Consider the following 25,814-nt stretch of genomic DNA (forward strand, 5'->3'; position numbering starts at 1 on the left):
TATTCCAAGCATGTCTTTGGAATCTTGGCGGGAGCGGCCGCGGCAGACGCTCGACGATCCGGCCGCGATGCGGGCGTTCGCCCATCCCGTGCGGCTGGCGCTGCACGAACTGCTCATGCGGTCAGGGGCCATGACGGCGGCCGACGCGGCGCGGGAGGTCGGCATCAGTCAGGCGCTGGCCTCCTACCACCTGCGGCAGCTGGCCCGCTACGACCTCGTGGAGCAGGCCGAGGCGCGCGACGATCGGGAGCGGCCCTGGCGGGTGACGTCACTGACGCAGAACTGGTCCGACGTCGACACCAGTCCCGAGAAGTCGGCGGCGCGAGGGCTGCTGGAGCAGGTCATGGCCGAGCGGGCGCTGGCGCGGCTGGCCGAATGGCAGGAGCGGCGCGGTGAGGAACCCGAGGAGTGGCGGCAGGCGGGCGGGATCGGCACCTCGTACCTGTATGTGACTCCTGAGGAGCTGGCCGAGCTGGACACGGAGATCGGGCGGCTGCTGGAGCCGTTGATGGCGCGCATCGCCGACGTGTCCGAGCGGCCTGAAGGGGCGCGGCCCGTTCAGCTGACCACGCTCCTGGTGCCGCTGCCGGAGACCGGTAGCGGTGACTGAGGCCGGCGGGACCAGGGCGCGGCAGGACGGTGGGCTGCGGGAGTTACTCGGGGCGAACCGGGACTATCGGCGGCTGCTGTCGGCCGGGCTGATCTCGCAGACCGGCGACTGGGTGATCAGCGCCGGGCTGGCCTACCACGTGTACGTGCTGACCGGCTCGACCCTGTCGAGCGCCGCCATGCTGCTGGCCGCCCGCCTGCCGGACGTGCTGCTGGGGTCGGTGGCCGGGGTGCTGGCCGACCGGTGGGATCGGCGGCGGCTGCTGGTCGTGGCGGACGTGCTGCTCGGGCTGGGGCTGCTGCCGCTGCTGGCGGTGCGCGAGCCGGGCCAGGTGTGGATCGTGTACGCGGTCGCGCTGTGGACCGGGGTGCTGAGCACGGTGCTGTTCCCCGCGCAGAAGGCGCTGGTGCCGCAGATCGTGCCGGAATCCCAGCTGGTCAGGGCCAATGCGCTGACCGGGCAGAGCGGCCAGGCGGCCCGGCTGCTGGGGGCGCTGGCCGGCGGGGTGGCGGTCGGGGCGGGCGGTCTTGGCGCGGTCGTGGGGATCGGGACGGCCGGGTTCCTGGCCTCGGCGCTGCTGCTGGCCGGGCTGCGACCGCCCGCCCGCGCGGTCGTGACGAGGCGGGAGGGGGTGGGCGGGCAGTGGCTGGCGGGTTTGCGGCTGGCCAGGACGACTCCCGGGGTGCGGCTGCTGCTGGCGTACATGATGATCACGGGGCTGGGTGAGGGGATCTTCTCGACGCTGGCGGCGCCGTTCGTGGCCGGCGTGCTCGGCGGGGACGGCGACGCCTATGGGCTGTTCCTGTCGGCGCAGGCCGTCGGCGGGATCGCGGGCGGGCTGGCCCTGGCCGCCAGGCCGGGCCGTCTCACGCCGCGGGCGCTGTTCGGGTGGGGGACGGTGGTGTTCGGGCTGGCGGATCTGGCGCTGTTCACCTATCCGCTGCTGACGCCGCAGGTGTGGCCGGCGATGGTGCTGATCGCGCTGGCCGGGTTCCCCGCGGCGGCGTCGATGGCGGGGCTGACGACGTTCGCGCAGACGGTGGCGGGCGCCGATCGGGCGGGCATGGTGTTCGGGCTGATCGTCAGCGCCCAGGCCGGCACGTCGCTCATCGGGACGGCGCTGGCGGGCGTGCTGGGCGGGCGCATGGGCGTCATCCCGACGCTCTGCCTGCATGCGGGCGGGCTCATGCTGGCGGGGCTGCTCGTCGTCGCAGGCTCACGACGGGGACAGGACGGGGACAGGACGGGGACAGGACGGGGCGCGCCGGGTGCGGCCCTGACCGCCGTCCCCACGGCTAACCCTCGATCTTCAGCTGGGAACCGGTGTCGGTGATGAAGATGACCAGCAGCCTGCCCGGCTGGGTGCGGCTGGTGTTCTCGGTGAGGACGTGGTGGGCGCCGGGCTGCTCGGTCCAGTTGTCCCCTCGCCGGTAGGTGCGGACGGGCTCCCCGGCGAGCCGGCTGCGGAAGCTGCCTTCCAGGACGTAGGCGTAGACGAAGGCGGTGCCGTGGCGGTGCGGCGCCGCGCGGCCGCCGGGCGGGAACGTCACCAGGGCCGAGGTGAACGTCTTGCCCTTGACGCCGGGCAGCGCCTGTTCGAGCAGCGGTTCGAGGGTCTCCTCGGGAGGCTCGGCCGTGGTGGCGACGGCGGGGGCGTGGCCCGCGGCGCTGGTGGCGTGCTGGTGGGAGGAGGGGGCGCAGGAGGTGGCGGTCAGCAGGCCGGTCACCGCCGTGGCCGCCAGGAGGCCGCGGGCGGGGTGGGATCGGTTCATGGTGGCTGTCCCCGTTCTGCTCCGGTGTCGGCTGGGCGTCAGCTGTCCGGGGCGGGTGCGGGTTAACCAGGGGCCGGTTCAAGTCTTGGTGTGGCCGGGGACCCCCTGACCTGCACGCCGCCGGCGGCGGTGTGAATAGACTTGTCCAACGTGACTTCCAAGCCGCGTATCCCCAATGTCCTGGCCGGCCGCTACGCCTCGGCGGAGCTGGCCCGTCTGTGGTCGCCCGAATACAAGATCATCGCTGAGCGGCGGTTGTGGCTGGCGGTGCTGCGGGCGCAGGCCGAGCTGGGCGTGGCGGTGCCCGACAGCGCGATCGCCGACTACGACAAGGTGGTCGAGCAGGTCGATCTCGACTCGATCGCGGCGCGTGAGCGGGTGACGCGGCACGACGTGAAGGCCCGCATCGAGGAGTTCAACGCGCTGGCCGGGCACGAGCAGGTGCACAAGGGCATGACCTCGCGTGACCTGACCGAGAACGTCGAGCAGCTGCAGGTGCGCGACAGCCTGCTGCTGGCCCGCGACCGGGTGGTGGCGCTGCTGGCCCGCCTGGCGCAGCTGGCGCAGGAGCACGAGGCGACGGTGATGGCCGGGCGGTCGCACAACGTGGCGGCGCAGGCCACGACGCTCGGCAAGCGGTTCGCGACGGCGGCCGACGAGCTGCTGGTCGGCTACCGGCGGCTGGAGGAGCTGATCGCCCGCTACCCGCTGCGCGGCGTCAAGGGGCCGGTCGGCACCGCCCAGGACATGCTCGACCTGCTGGGCGGCGACCAAGGCAAGCTGGCCGAGCTGGAGGAGCGGGTGGCCGCCCACCTGGGGTTCGAGCACCGCTTCACCAGCGTCGGGCAGGTCTACCCCCGCTCGCTCGACTTCGAGGTGGTCACGGCGCTGGTGCAGCTGGCCGCCGCGCCGTCGTCGCTGGCCAAGACGATCCGGCTGATGGCCGGGCACGAGCTGGTCACCGAGGGGTTCAAGGAGGGGCAGGTCGGCTCCTCGGCGATGCCGCACAAGATGAACACCCGCTCCTGCGAGCGCGTCAACGGCCTGGCCGTGATCCTGCGCGGCTACGCCTCGATGGTGGGTGAGCTGGCGGGCGACCAGTGGAACGAGGGCGACGTGTCGTGCTCGGTGGTGCGCAGGGTGGCGCTGCCTGATGCGTTCTTCGCCTTCGACGGGCTGGTGGAGACGATGCTGACGGTGCTGGACGAGTTCGGCGCGTTCCCCGCGGTCATCGCCGCCGAGCTGGGCCGCTACCTGCCGTTCCTGGCCACCACGAAGATGCTGATGGCGGCGGTGCGGGCCGGGGTGGGCCGCGAGCAGGCGCACGAGCTGATCAAGGAGCACGCGGTGGCCTCGGCGCTGGCGATGCGCTCGCGCGGCGCCTCCAACGAGCTGCTGGACCGGCTCGCCGCCGACGAACGCTTCCCCCTCGGCCGGGCGGAGCTGGAGAGCCTGCTGGCCGACCGGGTGTCGTTCACCGGCGCGGCGGCCGACCAGGTGCAGGCCGTGGCGCAGGCCGTCGGCGCGGTCGTGGCCGAGCACCCGGAGGCGGCGGCGTACCGGCCAGGGGCGATCTTGTGATCAGGCGGCTGCGGTCGGAGGCGGAGCTGGCCGCCGCCTGCGGTGACGACGACCTGGTGATGTGGACGGCGCAGGGCCTGCGCGGCGGTGCGCGGGCCTGGGCGCTGGGGGACGCGGTGGTGGCGAGCTGTCCGGCCATCTCGCGTCACGACCGGTTGGCCGTCTGGGGCGACACGTCCGCCGCCGCGGAGCTCGTGGAGCATGCGCTGGCCGAAGTGGGGCCGACGTACCGGCCGTGGGGTGAGCTTGAGCTGCTGGTCGACGTCACGGCGAAGGTCGGCGTGCTGCGCGAGGGCGGCCGCTTCTCCTGGATGAGCCTGCCACCCGCCGACGATCGGATGAGCGCACCTCCTGCGGCCGGCCGGCCCGACGCTGAGCTGACCCCGCCTTCTGCAGCGGGTCGTCCGGACGGTGGGGTGAGCCGGCCCTTCGCGGCAGGCCGGCCCGCCGGTGGGGTGGGCCGGCCTTCCACCGCCGGCACTGCCGAGGGTGGTGCGGGCGGCGGGGTGGCGTGGCTGGAGGATGAGGCGGAGGTGGTGGCGGAGGTGGCGGCGCTGCTGGCCGCCGACGCGCCGCACTCCTACGCCGTGCCCGGTATGGCGGGGATTCGCCGCTGGGCCGGGGTCCGGGTGGACGGTGAGCTGGCGGCGGTCGCGGCCGATGCCTGGCCCGCGCCCACCGCCGGTTTCCTCGCCGGAGTGGCGACCAGGGCGCGCTTTCGCGGACGGGGGCTGGCCCGGCTGGTGTGCGGGTGGGTGACGCGGGAGCTGGTGGCGGCCCACGGGCGGGCCACGCTCATGGTGGACGACGACAACGCCGCCGCGATCGCCGTGTACGAGCGGCTCGGCTACGGCCGCCGCCGGGTCATGGCGGCACGCGTCACCCCCTGACATCACGACATCCGCCGCGATCCGCCGCGATCCGCCGGCTCTTGCCAGGAAGCCGCTTCAGCTCCGCCACCCGGTGCCGCCCCGTCCCGCCCCGTCCCGCCCCGTCCCGCCCCGTCCCGCCCCGTCCCGCCCCGTCCCGCCCTGCCCCGGCCCCGTGCCGGGGCGCGGGCGGCTTTCGGGGTGTTCGGGCCTGTGGAAAACCGGGTGAGGTTCGGCGGGCGCTGGGGCAAAGTTGACGGCGTGATGACGGATTTCGTACCTGGTATCGAATTGTCGCGTTCCTTCTATGGCGAGGTCGTGGCTCCGCTGGTGTCGGGCGTGCCGCACGCGGCGGCGTTGGTCGGGCCAGGGTCTGAGGTGCTGGCGTTCGACACGGCCCGCTCCGCCGACCACGACTGGGGCCCCCGGGTGCTGGTGTTCGTGGCGGCGGGCCGGGTGGCGGAGGTGGAGGAGCGGGTGGTGGCCGGGCTGCCGGAGCGGTTTCGCGGCTTTCCTACCGTGTTCGGCTACCACGGGCGGGTGCGGCCCGGGGTGACGGTGACGGAGCTGGGGCGGTGGCTGGTGGAGCGGCTCGGGTTCGACCCGCGTTCAGGGGTGGGGCTGCTGGACTGGCTGTCGTCGCCGTGGCAGAGCCTGGCGGAGGTGACGGGCGGGGAGGTGTTCCACGACGGGCTGGCCGAGCCGGGCCTTGAAGCGGTCAGGCAGGCGTTGCGCTGGTATCCGGCGGATGTGTGGCGGTACGTGCTGGCCTGTCAGTGGCGGCGCATCGCGCAGGAGGAGCCGTTTCCCGGCCGGTGCGGCGAGGTGGGCGACGAGCTGGGGTCGGCCGTGGTGGGGGCGCGGCTGGCCCGGGAGGTGATGCGGCTGGCGCTGCTGCTGCGCCGGCGCTATCCCCCGTACGCGAAATGGCTGGGCAGCGCGCTGGCCCGGCTGCCCGGCTCGGCGGAGCTGGGCGAGTCGCTGGGGGCGGCGCTGGCGGCGCGGTCGTGGCGGGAGCGTGAGGACGGGCTGGCCGCCGCGTACGGGCGGCTGGCGGCGCTGCAGAACCGCGTCGCTCTGGCCGAACGGCTGGACGAGCGGGTGCGCGGCTTCCACGACCGGCCGTTCCGGGTGATCGGCGGCGACCGGTTCGCCGAGGCGCTGATGGCGGCGGTGTCGGACCCGGCGGTGCGGGGGCTGCCGGTCGCCGGATCCGTGGATCAGGTGGCGGACGCCGTGGACGTGCTGACCCGGCCGGACCGCGCCCGCGCGGTGACGGCCGCGGCGCTCGGCCTGACCACCTGACCCGTGACCTGTCCCGCGGCCGGCCCCCGCGGCCGGCCCCGCGGCCGGCCCCGCGACCGGCCCCGCGACCGGCCCCGCGACCGGCCCCGCGAGCAGCAGGAGTCAGGACTGGGTGCCGGTCATGGTGTACCAGGTGGGCAGGAAGGTCAGCAGGATCACCGCGGCGAGTACCGCGACCGCGCCGAGCAGGCGCGGCCCGGTCAGGCTCGCGGGCGCGATGGGCCGCGACCGCCACCGGCCGGCCGCCACGACGGCGGTGGGGGCGCCGAGCAGGAGGTTGGCGGGCACCAGCGCGAGCTCGCCGCGCACGATGTGGAAGGCGGCGGCGAGGATCATGGTCAGGGTCAGGCCGGCGGCGGCCAGCGGGGTCAGCGCGGGCGCGACCCTGGTCATCGCGGGCAGCAGCAGGCCGATCCCGCCGAGCACCTCGGCGGCGCCGATGAAGACGATCAACGGCTGGGGGACGGCGGCGTACCAGGCGACGGCGTCGGGCGCGGCCGCGTACAGGGCGGCGTCCCACATGAGCACCTTGCCGAAGCCGCTGCCGGCGAAGAAGAAGCCGAACACCGCCTGCAGCGCCCACAGGACGCCGTTGAAGGTGACCTTCACCCCGCCGTTGCGGGGCTTGGCGCGCTCGGCGCGCGGTGAGTCGGTGACGTGCTGAGTCATATCGCGTACCACTTTTCCGTTCACGAGGGGGATGCGTCCGCGGAGCGGACGGGCCAAGCCTGGCCGCGGGCCGGTGCGGGCGGCAACGCCAGGTCCGGTAATGTGCGTTAACCTCTCGCTTAACGATGAAAGAGCGCGCGTGGAGCTGCGGGACATCGAGATCTTCCTGACGCTGGCCGATGAGCTGCATTTCGGCCGTACCGCCGAGCGGTTGCACGTGACGCCGGCCCGCGTCAGCCAGGCGATCAAGAAGCAGGAGCGGCGCATCGGTGCCGCGTTGTTCGAGCGCAGCAGCCGGGCGGTGGCGCTGACGCCGATCGGCCGCCAGCTGTTCGCCGACCTCGCGCCCGCCTACCGGGGGCTGCATGAGGGGATGGAGCGGGCCATCCGGGCGGCGGGCGGCAAGAGCGGGGTGCTGCGGCTGGGCATGCTGTCGAGCAACGTGCAGGACTTCCGGCCGCTGCTGGACGCCTTCCACGCGGCGCATCCCGCCTGCGAGGCGCGCATCCGGTACGTCGGGTTCGGTGATCCGTTCGGGCCGCTGCGCGAGGGCGAGGTGGACGTGCAGATCGCGTGGCTGCCGGTCCGGGAGGCGGACCTGAGGGTGGGGCCGGTGGTGCGGGTCGAGCCGGTCGTGCTCGCGGTCGGGGCCGGTCACCGGCTGGCGGGGCGGGAGACGGTCTCGTACGAGGATCTGGCCGAGGAGGTCGTGATCGGCGGGGCCAGGCCCGACTACTGGCGCCAGGCCCTCGTGCCGGCCTGCACTCCGAGCGGGCGGCCGATCCGCATCGGGCCGGTCGTGACCGCCGAGAGCGAGCTGCTGCCCATCCTGTCCAACGGTGAGGCGGTCGCGCTGGTGCACTCCCACGCAGCCCGCTACCACGCCCGGCCCGACATCGCCTACGTGCCGGTGCGGGACGCGCCGCCGGCGCGGTGGGCGCTGCTGTGGCGTGCGGCGGCGGAGACCGACCTGATCCGCTCCTTCGCCCGCGCCGCCCGGAGCCTGGCCGGGTAAGGGGGGCCTACCGGGCGGGCTGGATGCGCAGGCCGTCGAGGGTGAGGTCGAGCAGGCGTTCGGCCTGGGCGCGCTGGTCGGCGCGGGGGCAGGTGTGGGCGATGCCGGTCAGCGCCGCGCTGAGGTCGGCGGGGGTGATGTCGCCGCGGATCGCGCCGGCCGCCGCGCAGGCCCGCATGAGGGTGGTGACGGCGGCCTGGATCATGGCGCGGCTGTTGCCGTAGGGGTTGTCGCCGGTGGCGGCGATGGCCTGCAGGGCGTCGGCCATGCCGTATTTGGTGGTGACGTAGTCGAGGAACAGGCGGGTCCAGGCGCGCAGCGCGGCCAGGGGCGGGTGGGCGTCGAGCAGGCCGGGCACGGCGTCGCACAGCTGGGCGACCTCGTTGCGGTAGACCGCCTCGATGAGGGCCTGGCGGGTGGGGAAGTTGCGGTAGAGGGTGGCGGTGCCGACGCCGGCCTCCTTGGCGACGCGTTCGAGGTGGGCGTCCAGGCCCTCGCCGGCGAAGACGCGTGCCGCCGCCTGGATGATCTTTTCGCGGTTGCGGCGCGCGTCGGCGCGCAACGGGCGTGCTGCGTCGTCGCTCATCGCGGTGCCCGGCTCCTCTCCATTTGCTAAACGGAGGCGTGCCCACTTATGGTCGAGCTAAGTGGTGGCGCCTCCACTTCTTCATCGTAGGTCATCCGCGGCCTGCGCACACCCAACGGGGAAGGACAGCCGATCATGACAGGAATCGCCGGGAAGGTCGTCGCGATCACCGGAGCCAGCAGCGGGATCGGCGAGGCCACGGCCCTGTACCTGGCCGAAAGGGGCGCCAGGCTCGTGCTCGGCGCCCGCAGGAAGGAGCGGCTGCAGGCCGTGGTCGAGCGCATCACCGCGGCCGGCGGCACCGCCACCGGAGCCGTGGCCGACGTGACCCGCCGCGCCGACCTGCGCACGCTCACCGACACCGCGCTCGACCTGCACGGCCGGCTCGACGTGCTGGTCTCCAACGCCGGCACCATGGCCGTCTCGCCGTTCGACGAGCTGCGCCTGGACGACTGGGACGCCATGGTCGCCACCCACATCACCGGCCTGCTCAACGGCATCGGCGCCGCCCTGCCCGTCTTCCGCCGCCAGCAGACCGGCCAGTTCGTCAACGTCGCCTCCACCGCCGCCTACGTCATCACCTCGCCCCTGGGCGTCTACGCCGCCACCAAGACGGCGGTGAAGGTGCTGACCGAGGCGCTGCGCCAGGAGGCGGGGCCGCACCTGCGCGTCACCCTCGTCTCCCCGGGCTTCACCGACACCGAGGGCGTCGGCAAGGGCGGCAGCCCGGAGGTGGCGGCGGCGCTGGTGCGCCGAAGCGAGGAGATCGCGATGCCGCCCTCGGCGGTGGCGGCGGCGATCGGGTTCGCCATCGAGCAGCCCGACGGGATCGACGTCGGCGAGGTGGTGATCCGGTCCACCGCCCAGGACTGACCCGGAGCTCAGGGCAGGGTGCCCAGGTCGCGGATGATGCCGGCCAGGGCGCGGACGGCCTCGCTCTCGGCCTCGGTGCGCCACACCAGCGCGTACGGCAGCGGCTCCAGATCCGTCACTGGCAGGTAGGCGATGTCGGGACGCGCCCAGTACCGGCTGACATGGGCGGGGAAGAGCACGACGAGCCCGTCCATGCTGGCCAGCGTCATGGCCTCCTCGGCGTCGCGCACCACGGGGCCGCGCTCGATCAGGCGGCCCCGCCTGGTCAGCCGCGGAGCGTAGTGGTCGTACCAGTAGGCGGGCCCAGTGTCGGCGTGCGGATGCTGGAAGTCCGACAGCACCTCCAGCGACACCGAGGCGCGCGAGGCCAGCCGGTGATCGGTCGCCACGGCCAGCACCCGCTGCTCGGCGAACAGCACCGGCCCCACCGTCAGGTCGGGCTCGTCGACGGGCAGCCAGCTCACCAGGACGTCGATGTCGCCGCGGCGCAGCGCGGGAAACGCCTCGCCCACCTGCGCGCTGTGGATGCGCAGCCGCCACCCCGGGTGACGCAGGCGGAAGACGTCCCAGTAGGGGCGCAGGTCGTGGGCGTTGAGCGGGAGCATGCCGACGCGCAGCGTGCCGGTGACGCCCTGGCCGGCCAGCCGGGCGCGCTGCACGCTCTCCTTCAGCCCGGCGTAGACGGGGCGCAGGTCGTCGCGGAGCTGCCGGCCGACCTGGGTCAGCCGCACGGTGCGGTTGCCGCGCTCGAACAGTGCGGCGCCGATCTGCCGTTCCTGTTTCTGGATGGCCTGGGTGACGCGGGCGGGCGACAGGCACAGCCGGGCGGCGGTCCGGCCGAAATGCAGCTCATCGGCCAGGGTCAGGAAGATCTCGATGTCCCGCAGTTCCACGCCTGACCTGCTCCGTTCAGTCCCGCTAAAGGTGATCTTCCGGCTTTCGCCGTTGTTCCAGGGGTTCACCGTACTTGATGCTCGATTCCGTACGAACGGGGCGAACACGGAGACCACGGCGGCGCGCCCGCCCCCCGCCCGCCCGTTCGACGAACGAATGGTGGATCACCCTCTGCCCGGCCATCGGCTGATGGCCGGGCCCGAAGAAAGGCCCTCGATGATCGAGCCACCCGCCCAGGACGAGCATGCCGACGTCGTCATCGTGGGAGCCGGCCCGACCGGTCTCATGCTGGCCGCCGAACTGCGCCTGGCCGGCGTGCGGCCCCTGGTGCTGGAACGCCGGCCGCGGCCCGGCGACATCCCCAAGGCCGGCGGCCTGGGCGGCCAGATCCTGCACCTGCTGCACTTCCGGGGCCTGCTGGAACGCTTGCAGGCCGCCTGCACGGGCCCGATGCCCGCGCCCCGGTTCCCGTTCGGCGGCGTGCACCTGGACTTCACCGGCGTGCAGGACCCGCCCATGCACGCCCTGCCGCTGCCTCAGCAGGTGCTGGAGCGGCTGCTCGCCGAACGCGCCGAGGAGCTCGGCGCCGCCGTGCGGCGCGGGCACGAGGTGACCGCGCTCACCCAGGACGAGAGCGCGGCGCGGGCCGAGGTGCTCGGCCCTGACGGCCCCTACCGGGTGAGCGCCCGCTACGTGGTGGGCTGCGACGGGGCGCGCAGCCGCGTCCGCGAGTGGGCCGGCATCGCGTTCCCCGGCACCACCTATCCCGAGGTCAACCGGCTGGCCCAGGTCACCCTCGCCGACGAGGTCACCGTGCTCGGAAACGGCGACCTGGAGGTGCCCGGCTCCGGCGTCGTGCGCGCCGGGTTCACCCGCACCGAGCACGGCCTGTTCGGCTGCGGCTCCGCGCCCGGCAGCCGGTCGGTCTCCCTCTACACCGTCGAGGAGGAGAACCCCGACCACGGCGGCTACGACGACGACGTCCCCATGACCCTGACCGAGCTGCAGGACAGCGTCCACCGCGTGCTCGGCGCCCGCCTGCCGATCGCCGGATCGACCCGGCTGTCACGCTTCACCTTCACCGCCCGCCAGGCCGAGCACTACCGGCGGGGACGGATCCTGGTGGCCGGCGACGCGGCCCACCTGTTCCCCGCCACCGGGGTCGCGCTCAACGCCGGCCTGACGGACGCGGTCAACCTGGCCTGGAAACTGGCCGCCCACCTGCACGGCACCGCACCCGAGGGCCTGCTGGACACCTACCACGCCGAACGCCGCCAGGCCGCCGACCGCACCCTGCTGCACACCCGCGCCCAGGTCGCCCTGCGCCGCGGCCACGACCACGCCGCCGAAGCACTACGCGAGCTGTTCACCGAACTGCTCGCCGACGAGCCGGTGCTGCGCCGCATGGGCGCCCTCGTCGCCGGCGGCGACATCCGCCACCCCATGCCCGGCGCCGGCCACCACCCCCTGGCCGGCGCCTTCGCGCCCGACCTCACCCTGCACACCGCCCAGGGCGTCACCAGCGTCGCCGCCCTCATGCACGCCGCCCGGCCCGTCCTGCTCGACCTGGCCGGCCGCCCCGAACTCCACGAGATCGCCCGCGGCCTCGTGGACGTTCACGAGGCCAAGACCGCCGGCCGCGACGTGGACGCGCTGCTCATCCGCCCGGACGGGCACGTCGCCTGGGCCGCCGCCCTGGACGAACCCGCCGGCATCGCCACGCCGGCGCTGCGCGCGGCCCTGGCCGCCTGGTTCGTGGCGCCATGACCAGCAGGCTCACCGAACTGACCGTCGACTGCCACGACCCGGAACGGCTCGCCGCCTTCTGGTGCGCCGCTCTGGGATTCGAGGTGATCGACCGGCACGCCGGCACGGTCGAGATCGGCTCCTGGGAGCCGTCCATCGAGCAGGTGCGGGCCCGGCAGATGCCGCCCACCCTGCTGTTCGCCCGGGTGCCCGAGGGCAAGACCGTCAAGAACCGGCTCCACCTCGACCTCAGCCCCATCGACGCCGGCACCGAGCAGGAGGTGAGGAGGCTGCTCGGCCTCGGCGCCACCAGGACCGGCACGCGGACCGGCACGCGGACCGGCACGCGGACGGGCACGCGGACGGGCAGGGCGTGGGTGGTGATGGCCGACCCGGAGGGCAACGAGTTCTGCGTCCAGCGCAGCCTGGAGCCGGCCGGGCGGCCAGGCGTGCGACACGGCGCCTGACCTGCTCCGTCCGCCCTCCACTGACGGTGATATTTCGGATTTCATTGCTGTTTTCGGGTGCTAACGTACGTGATCAACGCTTCGATGAACCGCGCGTGCACCCGACGGTCGCCGGCCCGCAACCGGACCCGCGGCCTCATCATGGCGACTTCATGACGACTTCATGACACATGACGAATTCCTGATGACAAGGAGACGACACACATGACGAACGGCTTCTCCAAGCAGGGGCTGCTCAGGCTGAGGGACGTGCTGGCGCGGCACGTCGACTCCGGGCGGATCCCCGGCCTGGTCGCCCTGTTCAGCCGCGGCGGCCAGACCCACGTCGAGGCGCTGGGCACGATGCGGCACGACGGCGGCGCGCCGATGCGGCGCGACACCATCTTCCGGATGGCCTCCACCTCCAAGCCGGTCACGATCGCCGCCGCGATGGTGCTGCTGGACGAGTGCCGGCTGCGGCTGGACGACGTGGTCGACCCGTGGCTGCCCGAGCTGGCGGACCGCAAGGTGCTGACGAGCATCGGCGCCGACCTGGACGACACCGTGCCGGCGCGGCGCCCGATCACCGTACGGGACGTGCTCACCTCCACCTTCGGCCTCGGCATGGACATGACCGCGCTGGGCACCCCCATCCTGAACGCGATCTTCGAGCGGGGCCTGACCCCGAACCTGCCGGTCGAGGTCCCCGAGCAGGACGAGTGGATGCGCCGCCTCGGAGAGCTGCCGCTCATGCACCAGCCCGGCGAGCAGTGGCAGTACCAGATCAGCAGCGACCTCGTCGGCGTGCTCGTCTCCCGTGTGAGCGGCCAGGCGTTCGGCGACTTCCTGCACGAGCGCGTCTTCGAGCCGCTCGGCATGCACGACACCGCCTTCCACGTGCCCGCCGACCAGCTGGACCGGCTGCCCACCCTCTACGCCCCCGACCCGGCCACGGGCGAGTTCCTCGCCTGGGACGAGCCCAAGGGCGGCCGCTGGAGCAGCCCCCCGGCGTTCCAGGGCGGCGGAGGCGGCCTGGTCTCCACCGCCGACGACTACCACGCCTACTTCCGCATGCTGCTCAACGGCGGCGTCCACGAAGGCCGGCGCATCCTGTCGCGGCCCGCCGTCGAGCTGATGACCACCAACCAGCTCACCCCCGAGCAGAACGCCGCCCGCACCGCCCTCGCCCGCGCCAGCGTGCACATCTCCTTCGGCCAGGGCCAGCAGGGCGGCTGGGGCATGGGCATGGCGGTGCGCACCTACCGCGGCGACTACGCGCCGGTCGGCCAGTTCGGCTGGGACGGCGGCAGCGGCACCTCCGCCTACGCCGACCCCGCCAACGACCTCACCGGCATCCTGCTCTGCCAGCTCGGCTACACGGTGCCCAGCCCGGCCCACCTCATGAGCGACTTCTGGACCACCCTCTACCAGGCCGTCGACGACTGACACGGCGACGACTGACACGGCGCCGGCTACCCGTCCGCCGGCTACCCGGCGGACGGATGCAGTGTGGGGGCGTGCCGGCGGTAGGCGGCGGGCGGGAGGCCGTACTGGCGTTTGAAGGCGTGGGTGAAGGTGTACTGCGAGCTGTAGCCGACCTGGCGGGCGATGACGTGGACGGGCGCGTCGCCGCCGCGCAGCAGCCGGGCGGCGGTCGCCATGCGCCACCACGTCAGGTACGCCAGCGGCGGCCGCCCGACCAGGGCGGTGAAGCGGCGGGCGAACGCGGCCCGCGACAGGCTCGCCCGCGCCCCCAGCTCCTCGACCGTCCACGGACGGGCCGGGTCGGCGTGCACGGCCCGCAGGGCGGCGGCCACGGCGGGGTCGTGCAGGGCCGCCGCCCACCCGGAAGGGGAGTGGCCGCCGGCGTGGCGTTCCTCGAACCAGGCGCGCAGGATGTAGAGCAGCAGCAGGTCGAGCAGGGTGAGCAGGACGGCCTGCGAACCCGGCCGGGCGTCGTCGTCCAGCTCCGCGCCGAGCAGCTCGAGCGCGGCGCGCAGCTGCCCGTGCCGGCCCACCCGGGCCGGCAGGTGGACGACGTCGGGCAGGTCGTCCAGGAGCGGGTGCGCGGCCGAGCCGTCGAGCAGGTACGCCCCGCACAGCGTCACCACCGCCGGCGACCCGTCGCTGTCGGCCAGCGCGTGCGCCGATCCGCGCGGCAGGAACGCCACATCGCCCGGCCCCAGCGTCACCGGCTCGCCCTGCGCCGGGATCAGCCGGCACGTCCCCTCCAGCACGACGTGGAACCCGGCGGCCGGGACCGCCGCGAAGTGCTCGCAGAACGGGGCGGACCTGGCCACCCGGCGTGAATGGGGCCGCCCGGTGCGGGCCGCGTTCACCACATCAGACAGTACGTCCACACCCCCAGCTTAGAGACGATGGCGCAAATGGGGGCGCGGCTGGGTTATTCCAGCGTCTCGCGGTGGAGCCGTAGCGTGGGCTGCGCGGATCACCGAGGAGGAGACGTACATGAAGATCGCTGTCTATGGCGCGAGCGGCTACCAGGGCGGGCTCGTGCTCGCCGAGCTGGCACGGCGCGGCATCGAGGCCGTCGCGGCCGGGCGTGACGCCGCCCGCCTGGAGAAGGCCGGCGTGCCCTGGCGCGTCGCCGCGGCGGGCGACCACGAAGGGCTGATCAGCGCGTTCGCCGGCTGCGACGCCGTCGTCAACTGCGCGGGCCCGTTCACCGTCACGGGTGCGGCCGTGGTGCGCGCCGCGATCGCCGCGGGCTGCCACTACGCCGACACCTCCGGCGAGCAACTGCACGTCAAGCACGTCTTCGACACCTTCGCGACGCAGGCGCGCGAGGCCGGGGTGAGCGTGCTGCCCGCCGCCACCGACGGGTGCGTCCCGGTGGACCTGATGGCCCGCCTGCTGGCCGATCGTCTCGGGCCGCTCGCCGGCATCGTCACCGTGCACGTCGTCACCGGCGGCGGCGGCATGTCGCGCGGGTCGCTGCGGTCGGTGGCCGAGACGATCGACGCCATCAGGACGGGCGGCCTGATCTACTCCGGCGGCGCCTGGCACGTCGGCGGGCCCGCCCGCGGCGAGGTCCGCCTGCCCGGGCGGGCGGAGGCGACGGCGGTGGCGGCGTTCCCGGTGCCGGAGGTGGTGACCATACCCCGGCACGTCCCCGTCGGGCGCGTGGCGGGGATGACCGAGGCGGCGCTGGGGGAGCGGCTGAACAGTCCGCTCACCCCCGAGATGATCGACGGCCTGCCGGACGGGCCCGACGCGGCGAGCCGCCGCGCCCAGCGCTTCACCTACGTGCTGGACGCCACGGGTGCGGACGGGCGGCGGGCCCGCGGCGTCGTGCGGGGGAGCGACACCTACGGCACGACGGCGGTGATCGCCGTGGAGAGCGCCCGCCGGCTGGCGGCCGGGCACGCGGGGGCGGGGGTGCTGGCGCCCGGCCAGGCTCTGCCGCCGGAGGGGTTCCTGGACTTTCTCGGCGCGTACGGGGTGCGGTGGTCGATCGAGCCCTCGCACATATCCGACCTGTCCGATATTTCATGATCTACGATGTAAAGGCGTCGGATTATTCGCACCCCCTCCGAAGCGCCGAAACCCCCTCAGGCGAGGAGGGAGACCGCGAGGTCTTCGACGCGGACGCGCCAGGCGTCCACCGTGGACGGATCCCCGGCGTGGGTGATGACCAGGCGCGCGCCGTGACCGGTGCCCTCGCCGAACTCCCAGCGCACCGGCCCGCTCGCCGTCTCGTACTCCAGCAGCTTGCCCGCCTCGGCCCGCGTCACCGGACCGGCCGGGACGCCGGGGACGGTGAACGGCGCGGGCGGCGGCGCGCCGACGGTGGCGGCGGGCCCGTCGAGCAGCCGCCAGACGTCGTCGGCGGGGCGGGTGAGCTGGCGCTCGGCGCGGACACCGCCGTCACCGGTGACGGCGGCCGGATGCAGGCCGAGGATGGCGACGAAGTCCTCGTGCAGGCGGGCGGTGTCGCCGGGCGGGACGGGCGGGCGTCCGTCGAGGTGGGCGTGCAGCTCGGTCAGGCAGGTGTGCCAGCCGGCGGCGAAGCTGGCCGAGCCATGGTGGTCGGTGAAGGTGTGGGTGAAGGTGAGCAGGGTGCCGTCGCCGTCGGGGGTGAGCTCCCAGCGCAGGTGGTCGTCGCCCCAGGTGTGGGCGAACAGGCGGGGCGGGTCGTTGTCGGTGATGCGGCCGTCGGGGCCGAAGCCGTAGCCGATGCGGTCGCCGTCGATGGTGACCTCGGCGGGGAACCAGGCCGACATGTGCTCGGGGCGGGTGACGGCGGTCCACACCTTCTCCGGCGGGTGGGGCAGGCGGCGCTGCAGGCGCAGGGTGGTGCGGCCGTCGGGGTGCAGGGTGAGGGTCTCGTTCACGGGTTCGGCTCCTCCAGGGTGTCGCTTGCGGTGTCACTTGCGGTGTCACTTGCGGTGTTGCGCGCAAGGTCGGGCGCAGGGTCGGGCATGGTGTCGAGGTGGTCTTCGAGCCGGTCGAGGGTGTCGTTCCACAGCCGCCGGTAGGGGGTGAGCCAGGCGTCGATCTCGGCGAGGGGGCGGGGGTTGAGCTCGTACCAGCGGCGCTGGGCGTCCTTGCGGACGGCGACGAGGCCGGCGCGGCGCAGCGCGGCCAGGTGCTTGCTGGTGGCGGGCTGGGTGAGGCCGAGCTGCCGGGTGAGCTCGCCGACCTGGTGTGGGCGTTGCAGGAGGAGGTCGAGGATGCGCCGGCGGGTGGGTTCGGCGACGACGTCGAAGGGCATGCCCGCGAACATACCCCATCAGTTATATGCCTGCAAGGGCATGCTCAGGGGGTGGTGGCGCGCCGGGCGTTGGCGTGGATCGCGGTACGGAAGTAGACCGCAAGACCCGGGGCGAGGGCGTCGTAGACGGCGGTGAAGCGCGGGTCTTCGACGTAGAGGTCGCCCAGGCAGCGGTGCAGGTCGTGATCACAGGTGTAGAACCAGCGGTTGATGTGGGCGCGGTGGCGTTCGGCCAGGTCCATGGCGGCGGCGTGGTCGGCGGGCACGCCCGAGGTGCGGGCGGCGGCCAGGTCGTCGTTGATGGCGGCGGCCTCCTTGCCGAGTTGCAGCCAGTCCTCCTTGGTGTAGGCGGCGATGCGCTCCTGGCTCTCGGCGTACTGCGGGGTGCCGCCCCAGCGGCGTTCGACCTCGGCGTCGTGGTCTTCTGGCCGAAAGGAGCCGAACACCTCCAGGCGTTCCTCGGCGGTCAGGGAGATGCCGGTGGTGCGGGCGTTGATGGCGCGCTCGACGGCGGCGATGACCTGGCCGATGCGCTGGGCCTTGCGGGTGAGCAGCTCGTGCTGGCGGCGCAGGTGGGTGAGGTGGTCGGTGCTGGGCCGGTCGAGGATGGCGGCGATCTCGTCGAGGGGGAAGCCGAGCTCGCGGTAGAGCAGGATCTGCTGCAGGCGGGTGATGTCGTCGTCGGTGTAGCGGCGGTAGCCGGCGGGGGTGCGCTCGCGCGGGGTGAGCAGGCCGATCTCGTCGTAGTGGTGCAGGGTGCGTACGGTGATGCCGGCCAGCCGGGCGACCTGTCCCACGGAGAAGCTCATGTCCTCCACGATGCCGTGTGGGACGGGGTGGTGGTCAAACCGGGTCATGCTGGTGGGCGTGGATGAGGAGTTGCTGCCGATCGGGCGGTTCGCCCGGCTGGCCCGGCTGAGTGTGAAGCAGTTGCGGCGCTATGACGAGCTGGGGTTGCTGCGGCCGGCGCGCGTGGACGAGGCGACGGGTTACCGCTACTACCGGGCCGCGCAGGCGCGTCAGGCGCTGTCGATCGGGTTGCTGCGCTCGCTGGACGTGCCGCTGGCGGTGGTGGGCGAGGTGCTGTCGGGTTCGGCGGGCGCGCTTGAGGGGGTGCGCGGGGCGCTGGAGGAGGAGCTGGCGCGGCGCCGCAGGACGCTGGGCGTGCTGGAGCAGGTGATGGCCGAAGGGCTGCCGGAGACGGCGGTGCGGGTGGTGGAGGAGGAGCCGCTGCGGCTGCTGCTGGCGCGCGAGCGCGCGGCGGGCATGGAGGACGTGGGGCGGGCGACGTCGGCGGCGGTGGCGAAGCTGCTGGCCGGTCCCGCAATGGCGGGGCCGGTGAGGGGGCCAGCCAGGGGCCCGGTGCGGCTGGTCGGGTTGTTCCCGCTGGACGTGGCCGAGGCGATGGAGGTGGCGGTGGGCCTGGCCGTCGACGAGCTCCAGAGCGGGGCGGTGGTGCTGCCGGGCGGGCGGTTCGCGTGCGCGACGCACGTGGGGGCGTATGAGCAGATGTCGCTGACCGTGCACGGGCTGCTGGCGTGGTGCGCGGAGCGGGGGCAGGCGGTGCGGGGGCCGGTGCGTGAGGTGTACGTGTCGGATCCGGCGGTGACGGCGCCCGGCGAGCTGGTGACGGAGGTGCTGGTGCCGCTGGACGACCCCGCGAGGGAATAAATACCCGTATGGGTGCGTATGGGCGGTTTTGGGGCAGGCTGAGGGATGGCGGGGAAACGCTCCCCGGCCAGCGGGAAGAAGATGCGAGGACGACGATCATGGATCATCATCGGTCGCCTCGCGCGCCGGCCCAGGCCGCATACCTGGTGGCCCCGCAGCAGCAGGCGGGACCCGCGGAGACGGGCTGCCGGCTGACGCGGGGCGGCTCCACCGGCGCGGGCGGTTCACTGTCGGCCGTATGGACGCTGCCCGCCCTGCCGGCGTCGGTGCCCCAGGCTCGCCACCTGCTGCGCGCCGCGCTCACCGGCTGGGGCGTCGCGGCCAGCGCCGAGGCCGAGTTGCTGGCCGACGAGCTGGTGACCAACGCCGTACGGCACGGCCGTGGCCCCGTACGGCTGCAGATCAGGCTGCGCGTCTCCGGCGAGCGGCTGCTGCTGCGCTGCGAGGTGGGCGACCGCGGGCGCGGCATGCCGCGGCTGCGGCCCGCCGGCATCGAGGACGAAGGCGGCCGCGGCCTGGCCCTGGTGGCCGGGCTGGCCCGCGCGTGGGGGTGCGCCCGCACGCGCAGCGGCAAGGTCGTCTGGTTCGACGTGCCCGTGGAGGCCTGCTGACACCGGTACGGCGGCACGTCAAGAACGGGCCGCCGAACCACCATGACATGGTCAAATCTTCGCCCGCCCGGCCGCCGGGCCCGCCCTCGGCCAGGCTACGGGACTTAGCCTGGGGGCGACGGCCAGGAGGACGGCCTCCTGCGACCCCACAAGACACCATGACAGCGGTGACGACTCACACCTTCCGCGACCGCCCAGGCGGGGCGCCCGCGCCGGTGACCGATCCCGCCGGGCACCGGCACGAGGCTGCCGGGCCCCGGCGCCCGGCGACCGCGCCCGCATCACCTCCTGCGGCAAGGCCCGCCGCGCCCGCCGCGCCGACCGGGCCCGCGCCGACCGGGCCCGCGCCCAGGCCGGTAGCGCCCGCCACGCCTCTGCAGCTTTCACCTGATGCCGGGCCAATGGCCGCCGGTCCGGCCCGACGAATCATCCCGCCTGCCAGGCGCCCCGCCGTGGGGGGCTCCGCCGTGGGCAGCTCCGCCGTGGGCACCGATCGACTGGAGTTACGCCGTATGCCCATCGCCCGATCAACGGCCGGCCCTGCCCGTAGGGCGCGTCGCCGGCCCGCCCGCCAGGTACGCGCCGACGCGCGCCGCCCTGTCGGCCGACGTACACCACCCGACCTCGCCCCGGCACGGCCGAGGCCACGATGCGCCGCCCACCGCCCGCCGGCCTTATTAGCGCGCCCCGGCGGCCCGGACGAAGCCGCACGCTCGGGAGCCGCACGCTCGGGGTCAGGGGCCGTCGCCACGGCCCTGGCACCGGCGCCCTGCGACCCCGCACGCCGCCCCGGCACAGAACCCATCACCACCCGCCGCGCCCCGGGACGGGCCGAGCACGGCCACCACGCCGCCCCGGTCCTCGACGACCGCTTATTACCCGGCCGAACCGCCCCGCGATCACGGACCGGTATTTGTATCCCGGGGGTATAGAGTGGACGGCATGGTGCGACCTCCGCTGACCCCTGAAGATCGGCTGCGCGGCGAGCAACTCGGACAGGTGCTGCGCCAGGCGCGCGGTGACCGCAGCATCGTCGAGGTCGCCGCCGCCGCGGGCATGTCCGCCGAGACGCTGCGGAAGATCGAGACGGGCCGCATCGCCACCCCCGCGTTCTTCACGATCGCGGCGCTGGCCGACGTGCTCGGCATCTCCCTCGACCGGCTCGCCACCCGCTCCACGCCCGCGCCCACCGGCTAGCCCGTTCCCCGCCTGACGGCGGCACTCCCGTGACCCCGCTCCCCGGTGGTACCGTGGAGCGGTACTCGGTGTCACCGAGTAGAGGAGAGCGGGGTGACGTGGACAACCTCACGGAAATGCTGAAGGGCACGCTCGAAGGCTGCGTGCTGGAGATCATCGGCACCGAGGAGACCTACGGCTACGCCATCACGCGCCGGCTGAACGACCTCGGCTTCACCGACGTCGTCGAGGGCACCGTCTACACCATCCTGCTGCGACTGGAGAAGAACGGCCTGGTCCAGGTCACCAAACGGCCCTCAGGGGTGGGCCCGCCGCGCAAGTTCTACGCGCTCAACGACGCCGGCCGCCGCGAGCTGGCCACGTTCTGGGCGAAGTGGGAGTACATCACCGCACGTCTCGACAAGCTCAGGCAGGGCCGCGGATGAGCTTCCGGCAGACCGTCACCGGCAGCGACCTCGCCCGGCAGTGGCAGGCGTGCGAGACGCGAGCGGCGGTGGCGCGGCCGCCCGGCTGCCCGGGCACCTGGCCGCCCGGCGGCCGGTGCAGGCATCCCGCGTGGCATGCGCGGGAGGAGGCCGGGGAGATCTTCAGGGGCGTGGCGGGGTGAGTTTGGCGGCCACGGCGTCGAGCACCCACTCCAGGCCCGTGGTGAACACCGTCTCGGCGTCCACCTCCACCCCGTCGTGCACGAACCTGGCCAGCGCGGGGAAGCGGCCGGTGGCCAGCATGCGGCTGACGTAGGGGCCGCGGGCGCGCTGCCAGTCGCTCTCGGACAGGCCCGTGGCGCGCTCGGCCCGCAGGTTCGCGATCTCGCGGCGGATGGCGCCCGTGCAGTACGCGCTGAGCGTCTCCACCGCCCGCATGACGGTCGCCAGGTCGGCCAGCCCGTCGAGGGAGGCCAGCAGCACCTCGGTGACGGCCATCGCGTTGGGGCCGAGCGCGGGACGGCCGCCGAGCAGGTCGGCCAGCCACTCGTGGCGCAGTGCGGCCTGCCGGGTGCGGTGGGCGTGACCGGCGAGCGCCTCACGCCAGTCGCGGGGCGGCTCGGCGGGCAGCAGCTCGGCGTTGACCTCGTCCACCATGAGGTCGAACAGCTCTTCCTTGGTGGAGATGTAGCCGTACAGGCGCATCGGGCCGGCCTCCAGCCGGGCGGCCACCTTGCGCAGCGATACCGCCTCCAGCCCGCCCTCGTCGGCGAGCGCGATGGCGGTGGCGACGATGCGTCCGCGGTCGAGCGGGGCGGGGCGAGCGGGCCGTTCCGGCCGATCCCACACGGTCATGGCTGACATCGTATCGTTGCAATACACTGTATCGGATTTATACGCTGTATCGACATGAGGCATCGTATAGCAGTGGTGGGCGCCGGCCTCGGCGGACTCACCCTCGCCCGCGTCCTGCATCGCAACGGCCACCCCGTCACCGTCCTCGAACGCGACACCGCCCCCGACGCCCGCCCCCCGGGCGGCACCCTCGACCTGCACGAGAACCTCGGCCAGCGCGCCATCGCCCGAGCAGGGCTGACCACCGGGTTCGAACGGCTCGCCCGCCCCGAAGGCCAGGCCATGCGCATCCTCGGCAGCGACGGCACCGTCCTGCGCGACTGGCGGCCCCGCCCCGGCGAGCGCGCCAACCCCGAGATCGACCGCGGCCAGCTCCGCGACCTCCTGCTCGGCCCCCTGGACGTCCAATGGGGCACGAACGTCACCGAGGTGGTGCCGGGCGCCCCCGGCGGCGTCCTGGTGCGCTCCGCAGACGGCAGCGCCCACACGTACGACCTGGTCGTCGGCGCCGACGGCGCCTGGTCCCGCGTCCGAGGCGCCCTGTCACCCGCCACCCCCCGCTACACCGGCGTCACCCTGCTCGAAACCTCCCTCGACGACGTCGACACCGCCCACCCCGACCTCGCCCGCCTCATCGGCGACGGCGCCCTCGCCGTCTACGGCGTCAACCGCGCCGTCGTCGCCCAGCGCAACAGCGGCGGCCACGTCAAGGTGTACGCCCAGTTCCGCGCCCCCCTCGACTGGCACGCCGACCCCGCCCGCCACCTCGGCCTCACCGGACGGCCCGCCCTCGGCTCCGCCGGCCTCGACCCAGCCGACCCCGACGCCGTCAGGCCGCTGCTGGAAGCCCTGTTCGACGGCTGGGCCACCCCCGTGCTCGACCTGCTGCGCCGCGGCACCACCTTCGCCCACCGCCCCCTGCACGTCCTGCCGGTCGGCCACACCTGGGACCACGTGCCCGGCGTGACGCTCCTGGGCGACGCCGCCCACCTGATGCCGCCCCTCGGCGTGGGCGCCAACCTCGCCATGATCGAAGGCGCCGAACTCGCCGATGCCCTCACCCAAGCCGGGGACGGGGAGGTGGACGCGGCCGTGCGCGCGTTCGAGGAGCGCATGCAGACCCGCGCCGCCACATTCGCCGAGATGACGGCCGCCGGCCTGGACCGCCTGGTCGGCCCCGACCCCGCCACGGCCATCGCCCTCTTCGACGACCTCCAGCCCGCCTGACCCACATCAGCGGTCAGCTCTACCAGGATCTTCAGCCCGCCGAACACCCCAGCGCCTGCCGGCACATCGTCATCCTGACCGGCGCCGCCTGACCACCCCAGCCCCAGCCAGAGAGCAGCCGCGTCCCACGGAGGACGGTCAGGATTCGGGACGGTCGCGCAGCAGGGGGTGGGTGCGCATCGCGACCTCCAGCTCGCCGGGCAGATCGTCGCGGTAGCGGCCCAGCGTGGACAGGTCGCCGTGACCCAGGACCCGCCGCACCGCGTCCATGTCCACCGCGTCCGCCAGCAGATGGGTGGCCGTGGTGTGGCGCAGCCCGTGCGGGGTGACCGAGCGGCGCTGGTCGGCCGGCACCCGCGCCTGCACCCGGTCGATCACCGCCTGCACGTCGCCGCGCGCCAGCCGCCGCCCGCGCCACGACAGCAGCAGCGCCTTGTCCGCCCCCGACGGCCGGCCCCGCTCCAGGTAGATCTGCAGCACGGCCGCCACGTCGTCGGGCAGCGGCACGTCACGCGTACGGCCGCCCTTGCCGAAGATCCGCCAGTAGCGCACGCCGTCGTTGGTGTAGAAGTCCTCCACGTTCGCGCGTACGAGCTCCGACACCCGCGGCCCCACCGTCGCCAGCAGCAGCACGATCACCGCGTCGCGCAGCTCCGTACGCTGGTCACGGCGCCTGCCCTGCTCTGGCGCCGTCTCCGGCAGCGCACGTGCGGCCCCGATCAGACCTTGCGCCTGCTCGCGGGTCAGCGCCCGCCGCTGCGGCGGCAGCCCGCCCCGCTCCCTGGCCGTCACGCTGGAGCGCGTCATCGGGTTGATCTGCACCCATCCCGCCAGCGCCGCGTGCTTGAACAGCGCCGAGATCGACCGGCGGAAACGCGCCTGCGACGACGGGGACTGCCCCGCCCCCTTCTCCCGCGACACCCCCTTACGGCCGTCCGGGCGGCGCGCGAAGGCCAGCAGGATCGCATCGACGTCCTCGCCCGTCAGATCGTCGAGCACCACGTCGGCACCGGCCAGCTCCACCAGCGTGGCCACATCACGGGCATAGACCTCGGCCGTGGACGGCGACAGCGCCCCCGTCAGCGTCCTGGCACGCACCAGCTCCACGTAACGGTCCGCCGCCTCCGCCACCGTCAACCGGTCGAGCTCCGCAGGCCGCACCGGCCACCCCTTCCCGCACGTCACGACTCGAAGATCCACGCACGACGGTAGCGGGCGGCACCGACAAACGACACCGACAAACGACACCGGCAAACGGCACCGGCAAACGGCACCCGGCGACCGGCACCGGCGATCAGCACCGGCCCCTGCGGGACGGTGCCGCCGGAGGCGGCCCGGGCACGGCGGACCGCCTCCGGCGGGGGCCGGTCAGGCGTCGAAGATCGCCTCGGCGCGGTCGCGCTGGTCATGCAGTTCCCAGTACAAGGGCGCGATCTGCTCGGGCGTCGCCGTCGCAGCGCCCTCGGGGCCGTGCTCGCCGATCCACACGTTGATCACCACGTGGGCGGCGTGCACGCCGCTGCCGTCCAGCTCCTTGTTCAGGTTGAGCACCCAGTTGCGCAGGGCCGCCCCGGCCGCGTTGACGTTGCCGAACATCGGCACCGGGTCGACCGACCCGCCGCCGGTCGTGAACAGCAGGGTCCCTGCGCCGGCCGCGCGCATCGCGGGCAGGACCGCTCTCGCGGCCGTGACGGCGCCGTAGAACTGGTACTCGATCATCGGCTGCAGAGTGCCGATGGTGACCTCAGAAGGAACGGCCGGAGTGAGGCCGGGCACCGGGGCGTGCGGAGCCGGTGAGTACTCCAGGACGTCGATCCCGCCGAAACGATCCCTCGCCTCGTCCAGGGCGGCGGTCAGGGAGTCACGGTCGAGGACGTCCGCGGGGAACGCCTCCGCCGTGACGCCTTCCTGGCTGAGCCGGTCGGCCAGGGCCGCCAGCTTCTCCTTGGTACGGGCGATCAGCGCGACGTCGAATCCGCGGCGGCCGAAGGTGCGGGCGATGGCCAGCCCCATGCCGGGGCCGGCGCCGACGATGGCGAGAGTGGGCACAGTCAGACCTTTTCCATGTCAAGCCCACCGGAGCGGCGGGCGAGGAGAGCAGGAGGACGGACCAGGTCCGGGCGGCGGGGCCCCGCAACCGCCCTGACCTCCAATTCCTCCCTTTTGTGCGTAACGCCAGTATGAGCCAGTATGGAAGGCGTTACAAAAGGCACACCGGTGTGCGCGACGGAGAGGAACGGGCGCCATGCACGACAGCCCAGCCACCGACAGCCCAGCCACCGAGATGGCGGCCACGGCCGGGCCGTGCGCGGGCATCCCCGCCGAGCACATGGACTTCGTCCGCCAGGTGCTCGACAGGGTGGGCGACAAATGGAGCATGCTGATCATCGCCGTCCTGGAGGGCGGCCCGATGCGCTACACCGACCTGCAGCGCCACATCCCCGGCATCTCCCAGCGCATGCTCACCCACACCCTGCGCCAGCTCACCCAGGACGGCCTCATCACCCGCACCGCCTACGCCGAGGTGCCGCCACGCGTCGAGTACGCGCTCACCCCGCTCGCCGCCGGCCTGCACGAGATCGTCAGGCAGCTCATCGGCTGGGCGGCCGGCCACCACGACGAGATCCGCGCCAACCGCACGCGCGCCACGCGGCGATGACAACGGCGCGGGGCGGCCGCCCGTAGAAGTGGGGGCGGCCGCCCGACAGCGTGCTCGGCGAGGTGTTC

The 25,814-nt window shown here is 73.8% G+C and carries 29 protein-coding genes; 18 read left to right on the forward strand and 11 right to left on the reverse strand.

Going from position 1 to position 25,814, the window contains the following annotated elements; translation table 11 throughout:
* The first annotated feature begins 10 nt into the window (after positions 1-10).
* Both AB0K12_RS29315 and AB0K12_RS29320 read left to right on the forward strand, forming a co-directional pair.
* Entirely contained in the window at positions 11-610 is a 600-nt protein-coding gene (locus AB0K12_RS29315) for a helix-turn-helix domain-containing protein (protein WP_364568020.1), read from the forward strand.
* Positions 603-1,943: an MFS transporter gene (locus AB0K12_RS29320; RefSeq protein WP_364568023.1), complete on the forward strand. Its 1,341-nt coding sequence runs from the start codon at positions 603-605 to the stop codon at positions 1,941-1,943. Before AB0K12_RS29315 ends, AB0K12_RS29320 begins: the two co-directional genes overlap by 8 nt.
* Here AB0K12_RS29320 and AB0K12_RS29325 read toward each other — a convergent pair.
* Positions 1,906-2,382 carry a cupin domain-containing protein gene (locus AB0K12_RS29325; protein ID WP_364568025.1) on the reverse strand — a complete coding sequence of 159 codons (477 nt, stop codon included), beginning with the start codon at positions 2,380-2,382 and terminating at the stop codon, positions 1,906-1,908. The genes AB0K12_RS29320 and AB0K12_RS29325 overlap by 38 nt on opposite strands.
* A 150-nt stretch (positions 2,383-2,532) precedes the next feature.
* Here AB0K12_RS29325 and purB point away from each other — a divergent pair, with 150 nt between their 5' ends.
* The 3 genes from purB to AB0K12_RS29340 all read left to right on the forward strand — a co-directional run bounded on the left by purB (position 2,533) and on the right by AB0K12_RS29340 (position 6,137).
* Positions 2,533-3,963, forward strand: coding sequence for an adenylosuccinate lyase (gene purB / locus AB0K12_RS29330; protein ID WP_364568028.1), 1,431 nt, complete (start codon positions 2,533-2,535; stop codon positions 3,961-3,963).
* Positions 3,960-4,853 (forward strand): GNAT family N-acetyltransferase, encoded by an 894-nt coding sequence (locus tag AB0K12_RS29335; RefSeq protein WP_364568031.1) that lies wholly within the window; start codon positions 3,960-3,962, stop codon positions 4,851-4,853. The genes purB and AB0K12_RS29335 overlap by 4 nt, the downstream gene beginning before the upstream one ends.
* A gap of 297 nt (positions 4,854-5,150) precedes the next feature.
* Positions 5,151-6,137: a DUF4037 domain-containing protein gene (locus AB0K12_RS29340; RefSeq protein WP_364568034.1), complete on the forward strand. Its 987-nt coding sequence runs from the start codon at positions 5,151-5,153 to the stop codon at positions 6,135-6,137.
* A 102-nt stretch (positions 6,138-6,239) separates the two neighbouring features.
* Here the strand turns inward: AB0K12_RS29340 and AB0K12_RS29345 are convergent, their stop codons facing one another.
* Positions 6,240-6,806: a DoxX family protein gene (locus AB0K12_RS29345; protein ID WP_364568036.1), complete on the reverse strand. Its 567-nt coding sequence runs from the start codon at positions 6,804-6,806 to the stop codon at positions 6,240-6,242.
* Between the two features lie 139 nt (positions 6,807-6,945).
* On the opposite strand from AB0K12_RS29345, the gene AB0K12_RS29350 reads away from it, so the two are divergent.
* Positions 6,946-7,821 (forward strand): LysR family transcriptional regulator, encoded by an 876-nt coding sequence (locus AB0K12_RS29350; RefSeq protein WP_364568038.1) that lies wholly within the window; start codon positions 6,946-6,948, stop codon positions 7,819-7,821.
* 7 nt (positions 7,822-7,828) lie between these two features.
* Here the strand turns inward: AB0K12_RS29350 and AB0K12_RS29355 are convergent, their stop codons facing one another.
* Entirely contained in the window at positions 7,829-8,407 is a 579-nt protein-coding gene (locus tag AB0K12_RS29355) for a TetR/AcrR family transcriptional regulator (RefSeq protein WP_364568041.1), read from the reverse strand.
* 135 nt (positions 8,408-8,542) lie between these two features.
* Between AB0K12_RS29355 and AB0K12_RS29360 the strand changes: the two genes are divergently transcribed.
* The gene (locus tag AB0K12_RS29360; protein ID WP_364568043.1) at positions 8,543-9,280 is read left to right on the forward strand and encodes an SDR family oxidoreductase; all 738 of its coding nucleotides are present in this window, start codon (positions 8,543-8,545) and stop codon (positions 9,278-9,280) included.
* Positions 9,281-9,288: 8 nt separating this feature from the next.
* Here AB0K12_RS29360 and AB0K12_RS29365 read toward each other — a convergent pair whose 3' ends face one another.
* Positions 9,289-10,173 (reverse strand): LysR family transcriptional regulator, encoded by an 885-nt coding sequence (locus AB0K12_RS29365; RefSeq protein ID WP_364568046.1) that lies wholly within the window; start codon positions 10,171-10,173, stop codon positions 9,289-9,291.
* A 217-nt stretch (positions 10,174-10,390) separates the two neighbouring features.
* Between AB0K12_RS29365 and AB0K12_RS29370 the strand changes: the two genes are divergently transcribed.
* The 3 genes from AB0K12_RS29370 to AB0K12_RS29380 all read left to right on the forward strand — a co-directional run bounded on the left by AB0K12_RS29370 (position 10,391) and on the right by AB0K12_RS29380 (position 13,812).
* Entirely contained in the window at positions 10,391-11,941 is a 1,551-nt protein-coding gene (locus AB0K12_RS29370) for an FAD-dependent monooxygenase (RefSeq protein ID WP_364568049.1), read from the forward strand.
* Positions 11,938-12,387 (forward strand): VOC family protein, encoded by a 450-nt coding sequence (locus tag AB0K12_RS29375; RefSeq protein WP_364568052.1) that lies wholly within the window; start codon positions 11,938-11,940, stop codon positions 12,385-12,387. The genes AB0K12_RS29370 and AB0K12_RS29375 overlap by 4 nt, the downstream gene beginning before the upstream one ends.
* A 204-nt stretch (positions 12,388-12,591) precedes the next feature.
* Positions 12,592-13,812 carry a serine hydrolase domain-containing protein gene (locus AB0K12_RS29380; RefSeq protein ID WP_364568056.1) on the forward strand — a complete coding sequence of 407 codons (1,221 nt, stop codon included), beginning with the start codon at positions 12,592-12,594 and terminating at the stop codon, positions 13,810-13,812.
* Between the two features lie 41 nt (positions 13,813-13,853).
* Here AB0K12_RS29380 and AB0K12_RS29385 read toward each other — a convergent pair whose 3' ends face one another.
* Positions 13,854-14,726 carry an AraC family transcriptional regulator gene (locus tag AB0K12_RS29385; RefSeq protein ID WP_364568059.1) on the reverse strand — a complete coding sequence of 291 codons (873 nt, stop codon included), beginning with the start codon at positions 14,724-14,726 and terminating at the stop codon, positions 13,854-13,856.
* A 109-nt stretch (positions 14,727-14,835) separates the two neighbouring features.
* Here AB0K12_RS29385 and AB0K12_RS29390 point away from each other — a divergent pair, with 109 nt between their 5' ends.
* The gene (locus AB0K12_RS29390) at positions 14,836-15,882 is read left to right on the forward strand and encodes a saccharopine dehydrogenase NADP-binding domain-containing protein (RefSeq protein ID WP_364568062.1); all 1,047 of its coding nucleotides are present in this window, start codon (positions 14,836-14,838) and stop codon (positions 15,880-15,882) included.
* 56 nt (positions 15,883-15,938) lie between these two features.
* Here AB0K12_RS29390 and AB0K12_RS29395 read toward each other — a convergent pair whose 3' ends face one another.
* From AB0K12_RS29395 to AB0K12_RS29405, 3 genes are read right to left on the reverse strand one after another with little or no spacing between them, the layout of a single operon-like run.
* Complete coding sequence (locus tag AB0K12_RS29395; RefSeq protein WP_364568065.1) at positions 15,939-16,721, reverse strand: SRPBCC domain-containing protein; 783 nt, start codon at positions 16,719-16,721, stop codon at positions 15,939-15,941.
* A complete protein-coding gene (locus AB0K12_RS29400) occupies positions 16,718-17,101 on the reverse strand; it encodes a metalloregulator ArsR/SmtB family transcription factor (RefSeq protein WP_364568068.1) in 384 nt (127 codons plus the stop codon). Before AB0K12_RS29400 ends, AB0K12_RS29395 begins: the two co-directional genes overlap by 4 nt.
* 44 nt (positions 17,102-17,145) lie before the next feature.
* Entirely contained in the window at positions 17,146-17,910 is a 765-nt protein-coding gene (locus tag AB0K12_RS29405; protein ID WP_364568070.1) for a MerR family transcriptional regulator, read from the reverse strand.
* A gap of 58 nt (positions 17,911-17,968) precedes the next feature.
* Between AB0K12_RS29405 and AB0K12_RS29410 the strand changes: the two genes are divergently transcribed.
* From AB0K12_RS29410 to AB0K12_RS29430, 5 genes are all read left to right on the forward strand, one after another.
* Positions 17,969-18,772 (forward strand): GyrI-like domain-containing protein, encoded by an 804-nt coding sequence (locus tag AB0K12_RS29410; RefSeq protein WP_364568073.1) that lies wholly within the window; start codon positions 17,969-17,971, stop codon positions 18,770-18,772.
* A 98-nt stretch (positions 18,773-18,870) separates the two neighbouring features.
* A complete protein-coding gene (locus AB0K12_RS29415) occupies positions 18,871-19,383 on the forward strand; it encodes an ATP-binding protein (protein WP_364568076.1) in 513 nt (170 codons plus the stop codon).
* A gap of 942 nt (positions 19,384-20,325) precedes the next feature.
* Positions 20,326-20,580 carry a helix-turn-helix transcriptional regulator gene (locus tag AB0K12_RS29420; protein ID WP_364568079.1) on the forward strand — a complete coding sequence of 85 codons (255 nt, stop codon included), beginning with the start codon at positions 20,326-20,328 and terminating at the stop codon, positions 20,578-20,580.
* A 98-nt stretch (positions 20,581-20,678) separates the two neighbouring features.
* Positions 20,679-21,005 (forward strand): PadR family transcriptional regulator, encoded by a 327-nt coding sequence (locus AB0K12_RS29425; RefSeq protein ID WP_345407299.1) that lies wholly within the window; start codon positions 20,679-20,681, stop codon positions 21,003-21,005.
* Positions 21,002-21,187 (forward strand): hypothetical protein, encoded by a 186-nt coding sequence (locus AB0K12_RS29430; protein WP_364568082.1) that lies wholly within the window; start codon positions 21,002-21,004, stop codon positions 21,185-21,187. The genes AB0K12_RS29425 and AB0K12_RS29430 overlap by 4 nt, the downstream gene beginning before the upstream one ends.
* On the opposite strand, the gene AB0K12_RS29435 is transcribed toward AB0K12_RS29430, so the two are convergent.
* Positions 21,168-21,860 (reverse strand): TetR/AcrR family transcriptional regulator C-terminal domain-containing protein, encoded by a 693-nt coding sequence (locus AB0K12_RS29435; RefSeq protein WP_364568085.1) that lies wholly within the window; start codon positions 21,858-21,860, stop codon positions 21,168-21,170. The genes AB0K12_RS29430 and AB0K12_RS29435 overlap by 20 nt on opposite strands.
* Positions 21,861-21,914: 54 nt before the next feature.
* Between AB0K12_RS29435 and AB0K12_RS29440 the strand changes: the two genes are divergently transcribed.
* Entirely contained in the window at positions 21,915-23,087 is a 1,173-nt protein-coding gene (locus tag AB0K12_RS29440) for an NAD(P)/FAD-dependent oxidoreductase (RefSeq protein ID WP_364568088.1), read from the forward strand.
* Positions 23,088-23,225: 138 nt separating this feature from the next.
* Here AB0K12_RS29440 and AB0K12_RS29445 read toward each other — a convergent pair whose 3' ends face one another.
* Both AB0K12_RS29445 and AB0K12_RS29450 read right to left on the reverse strand, forming a co-directional pair.
* The gene (locus AB0K12_RS29445) at positions 23,226-24,248 is read right to left on the reverse strand and encodes a tyrosine-type recombinase/integrase (RefSeq protein ID WP_364568090.1); all 1,023 of its coding nucleotides are present in this window, start codon (positions 24,246-24,248) and stop codon (positions 23,226-23,228) included.
* Between the two features lie 207 nt (positions 24,249-24,455).
* On the reverse strand, positions 24,456-25,136 hold the full coding sequence (locus AB0K12_RS29450) for an SDR family NAD(P)-dependent oxidoreductase (protein WP_364568093.1): 681 nt from the start codon (positions 25,134-25,136) through the stop codon (positions 24,456-24,458).
* Between the two features lie 196 nt (positions 25,137-25,332).
* Between AB0K12_RS29450 and AB0K12_RS29455 the strand changes: the two genes are divergently transcribed.
* The gene (locus AB0K12_RS29455; protein WP_364568096.1) at positions 25,333-25,746 is read left to right on the forward strand and encodes a helix-turn-helix domain-containing protein; all 414 of its coding nucleotides are present in this window, start codon (positions 25,333-25,335) and stop codon (positions 25,744-25,746) included.
* Positions 25,747-25,814 lie beyond the last annotated feature (68 nt).

It is taken from the genome of Nonomuraea sp. NPDC049419, assembly GCF_040676995.1.
In the GTDB taxonomy this organism is placed as follows: Bacteria; Actinomycetota; Actinomycetes; order Streptosporangiales; family Streptosporangiaceae; genus Nonomuraea; species Nonomuraea salmonea.

Excerpts from the sequence above, each read along its gene's own strand:
- AB0K12_RS29415 (WP_364568076.1), top strand. The coding sequence starts at position 18,871 with ATGGATCATCATCGGTCGCCTCGCGCGCCGGCCCAGGCCGCATACCTG.
- AB0K12_RS29375 (WP_364568052.1), top strand. The coding sequence starts at position 11,938 with ATGACCAGCAGGCTCACCGAACTGACCGTCGACTGCCACGACCCGGAA.
- AB0K12_RS29380 (WP_364568056.1), top strand. The coding sequence starts at position 12,592 with ATGACGAACGGCTTCTCCAAGCAGGGGCTGCTCAGGCTGAGGGACGTG.
- AB0K12_RS29420 (WP_364568079.1), top strand. The coding sequence starts at position 20,326 with ATGGTGCGACCTCCGCTGACCCCTGAAGATCGGCTGCGCGGCGAGCAA.
- AB0K12_RS29435 (WP_364568085.1), bottom strand. The coding sequence starts at position 21,860 with ATGACCGTGTGGGATCGGCCGGAACGGCCCGCTCGCCCCGCCCCGCTC.
- AB0K12_RS29355 (WP_364568041.1), bottom strand. The coding sequence starts at position 8,407 with ATGAGCGACGACGCAGCACGCCCGTTGCGCGCCGACGCGCGCCGCAAC.
- AB0K12_RS29370 (WP_364568049.1), top strand. The coding sequence starts at position 10,391 with ATGATCGAGCCACCCGCCCAGGACGAGCATGCCGACGTCGTCATCGTG.
- AB0K12_RS29315 (WP_364568020.1), top strand. The coding sequence starts at position 11 with ATGTCTTTGGAATCTTGGCGGGAGCGGCCGCGGCAGACGCTCGACGAT.
- AB0K12_RS29360 (WP_364568043.1), top strand. The coding sequence starts at position 8,543 with ATGACAGGAATCGCCGGGAAGGTCGTCGCGATCACCGGAGCCAGCAGC.
- AB0K12_RS29455 (WP_364568096.1), top strand. The coding sequence starts at position 25,333 with ATGCACGACAGCCCAGCCACCGACAGCCCAGCCACCGAGATGGCGGCC.
- AB0K12_RS29345 (WP_364568036.1), bottom strand. The coding sequence starts at position 6,806 with ATGACTCAGCACGTCACCGACTCACCGCGCGCCGAGCGCGCCAAGCCC.
- AB0K12_RS29440 (WP_364568088.1), top strand. The coding sequence starts at position 21,915 with ATGAGGCATCGTATAGCAGTGGTGGGCGCCGGCCTCGGCGGACTCACC.
- AB0K12_RS29430 (WP_364568082.1), top strand. The coding sequence starts at position 21,002 with ATGAGCTTCCGGCAGACCGTCACCGGCAGCGACCTCGCCCGGCAGTGG.
- AB0K12_RS29400 (WP_364568068.1), bottom strand. The coding sequence starts at position 17,101 with ATGCCCTTCGACGTCGTCGCCGAACCCACCCGCCGGCGCATCCTCGAC.
- AB0K12_RS29390 (WP_364568062.1), top strand. The coding sequence starts at position 14,836 with ATGAAGATCGCTGTCTATGGCGCGAGCGGCTACCAGGGCGGGCTCGTG.
- AB0K12_RS29325 (WP_364568025.1), bottom strand. The coding sequence starts at position 2,382 with ATGAACCGATCCCACCCCGCCCGCGGCCTCCTGGCGGCCACGGCGGTG.
- AB0K12_RS29405 (WP_364568070.1), bottom strand. The coding sequence starts at position 17,910 with ATGAGCTTCTCCGTGGGACAGGTCGCCCGGCTGGCCGGCATCACCGTA.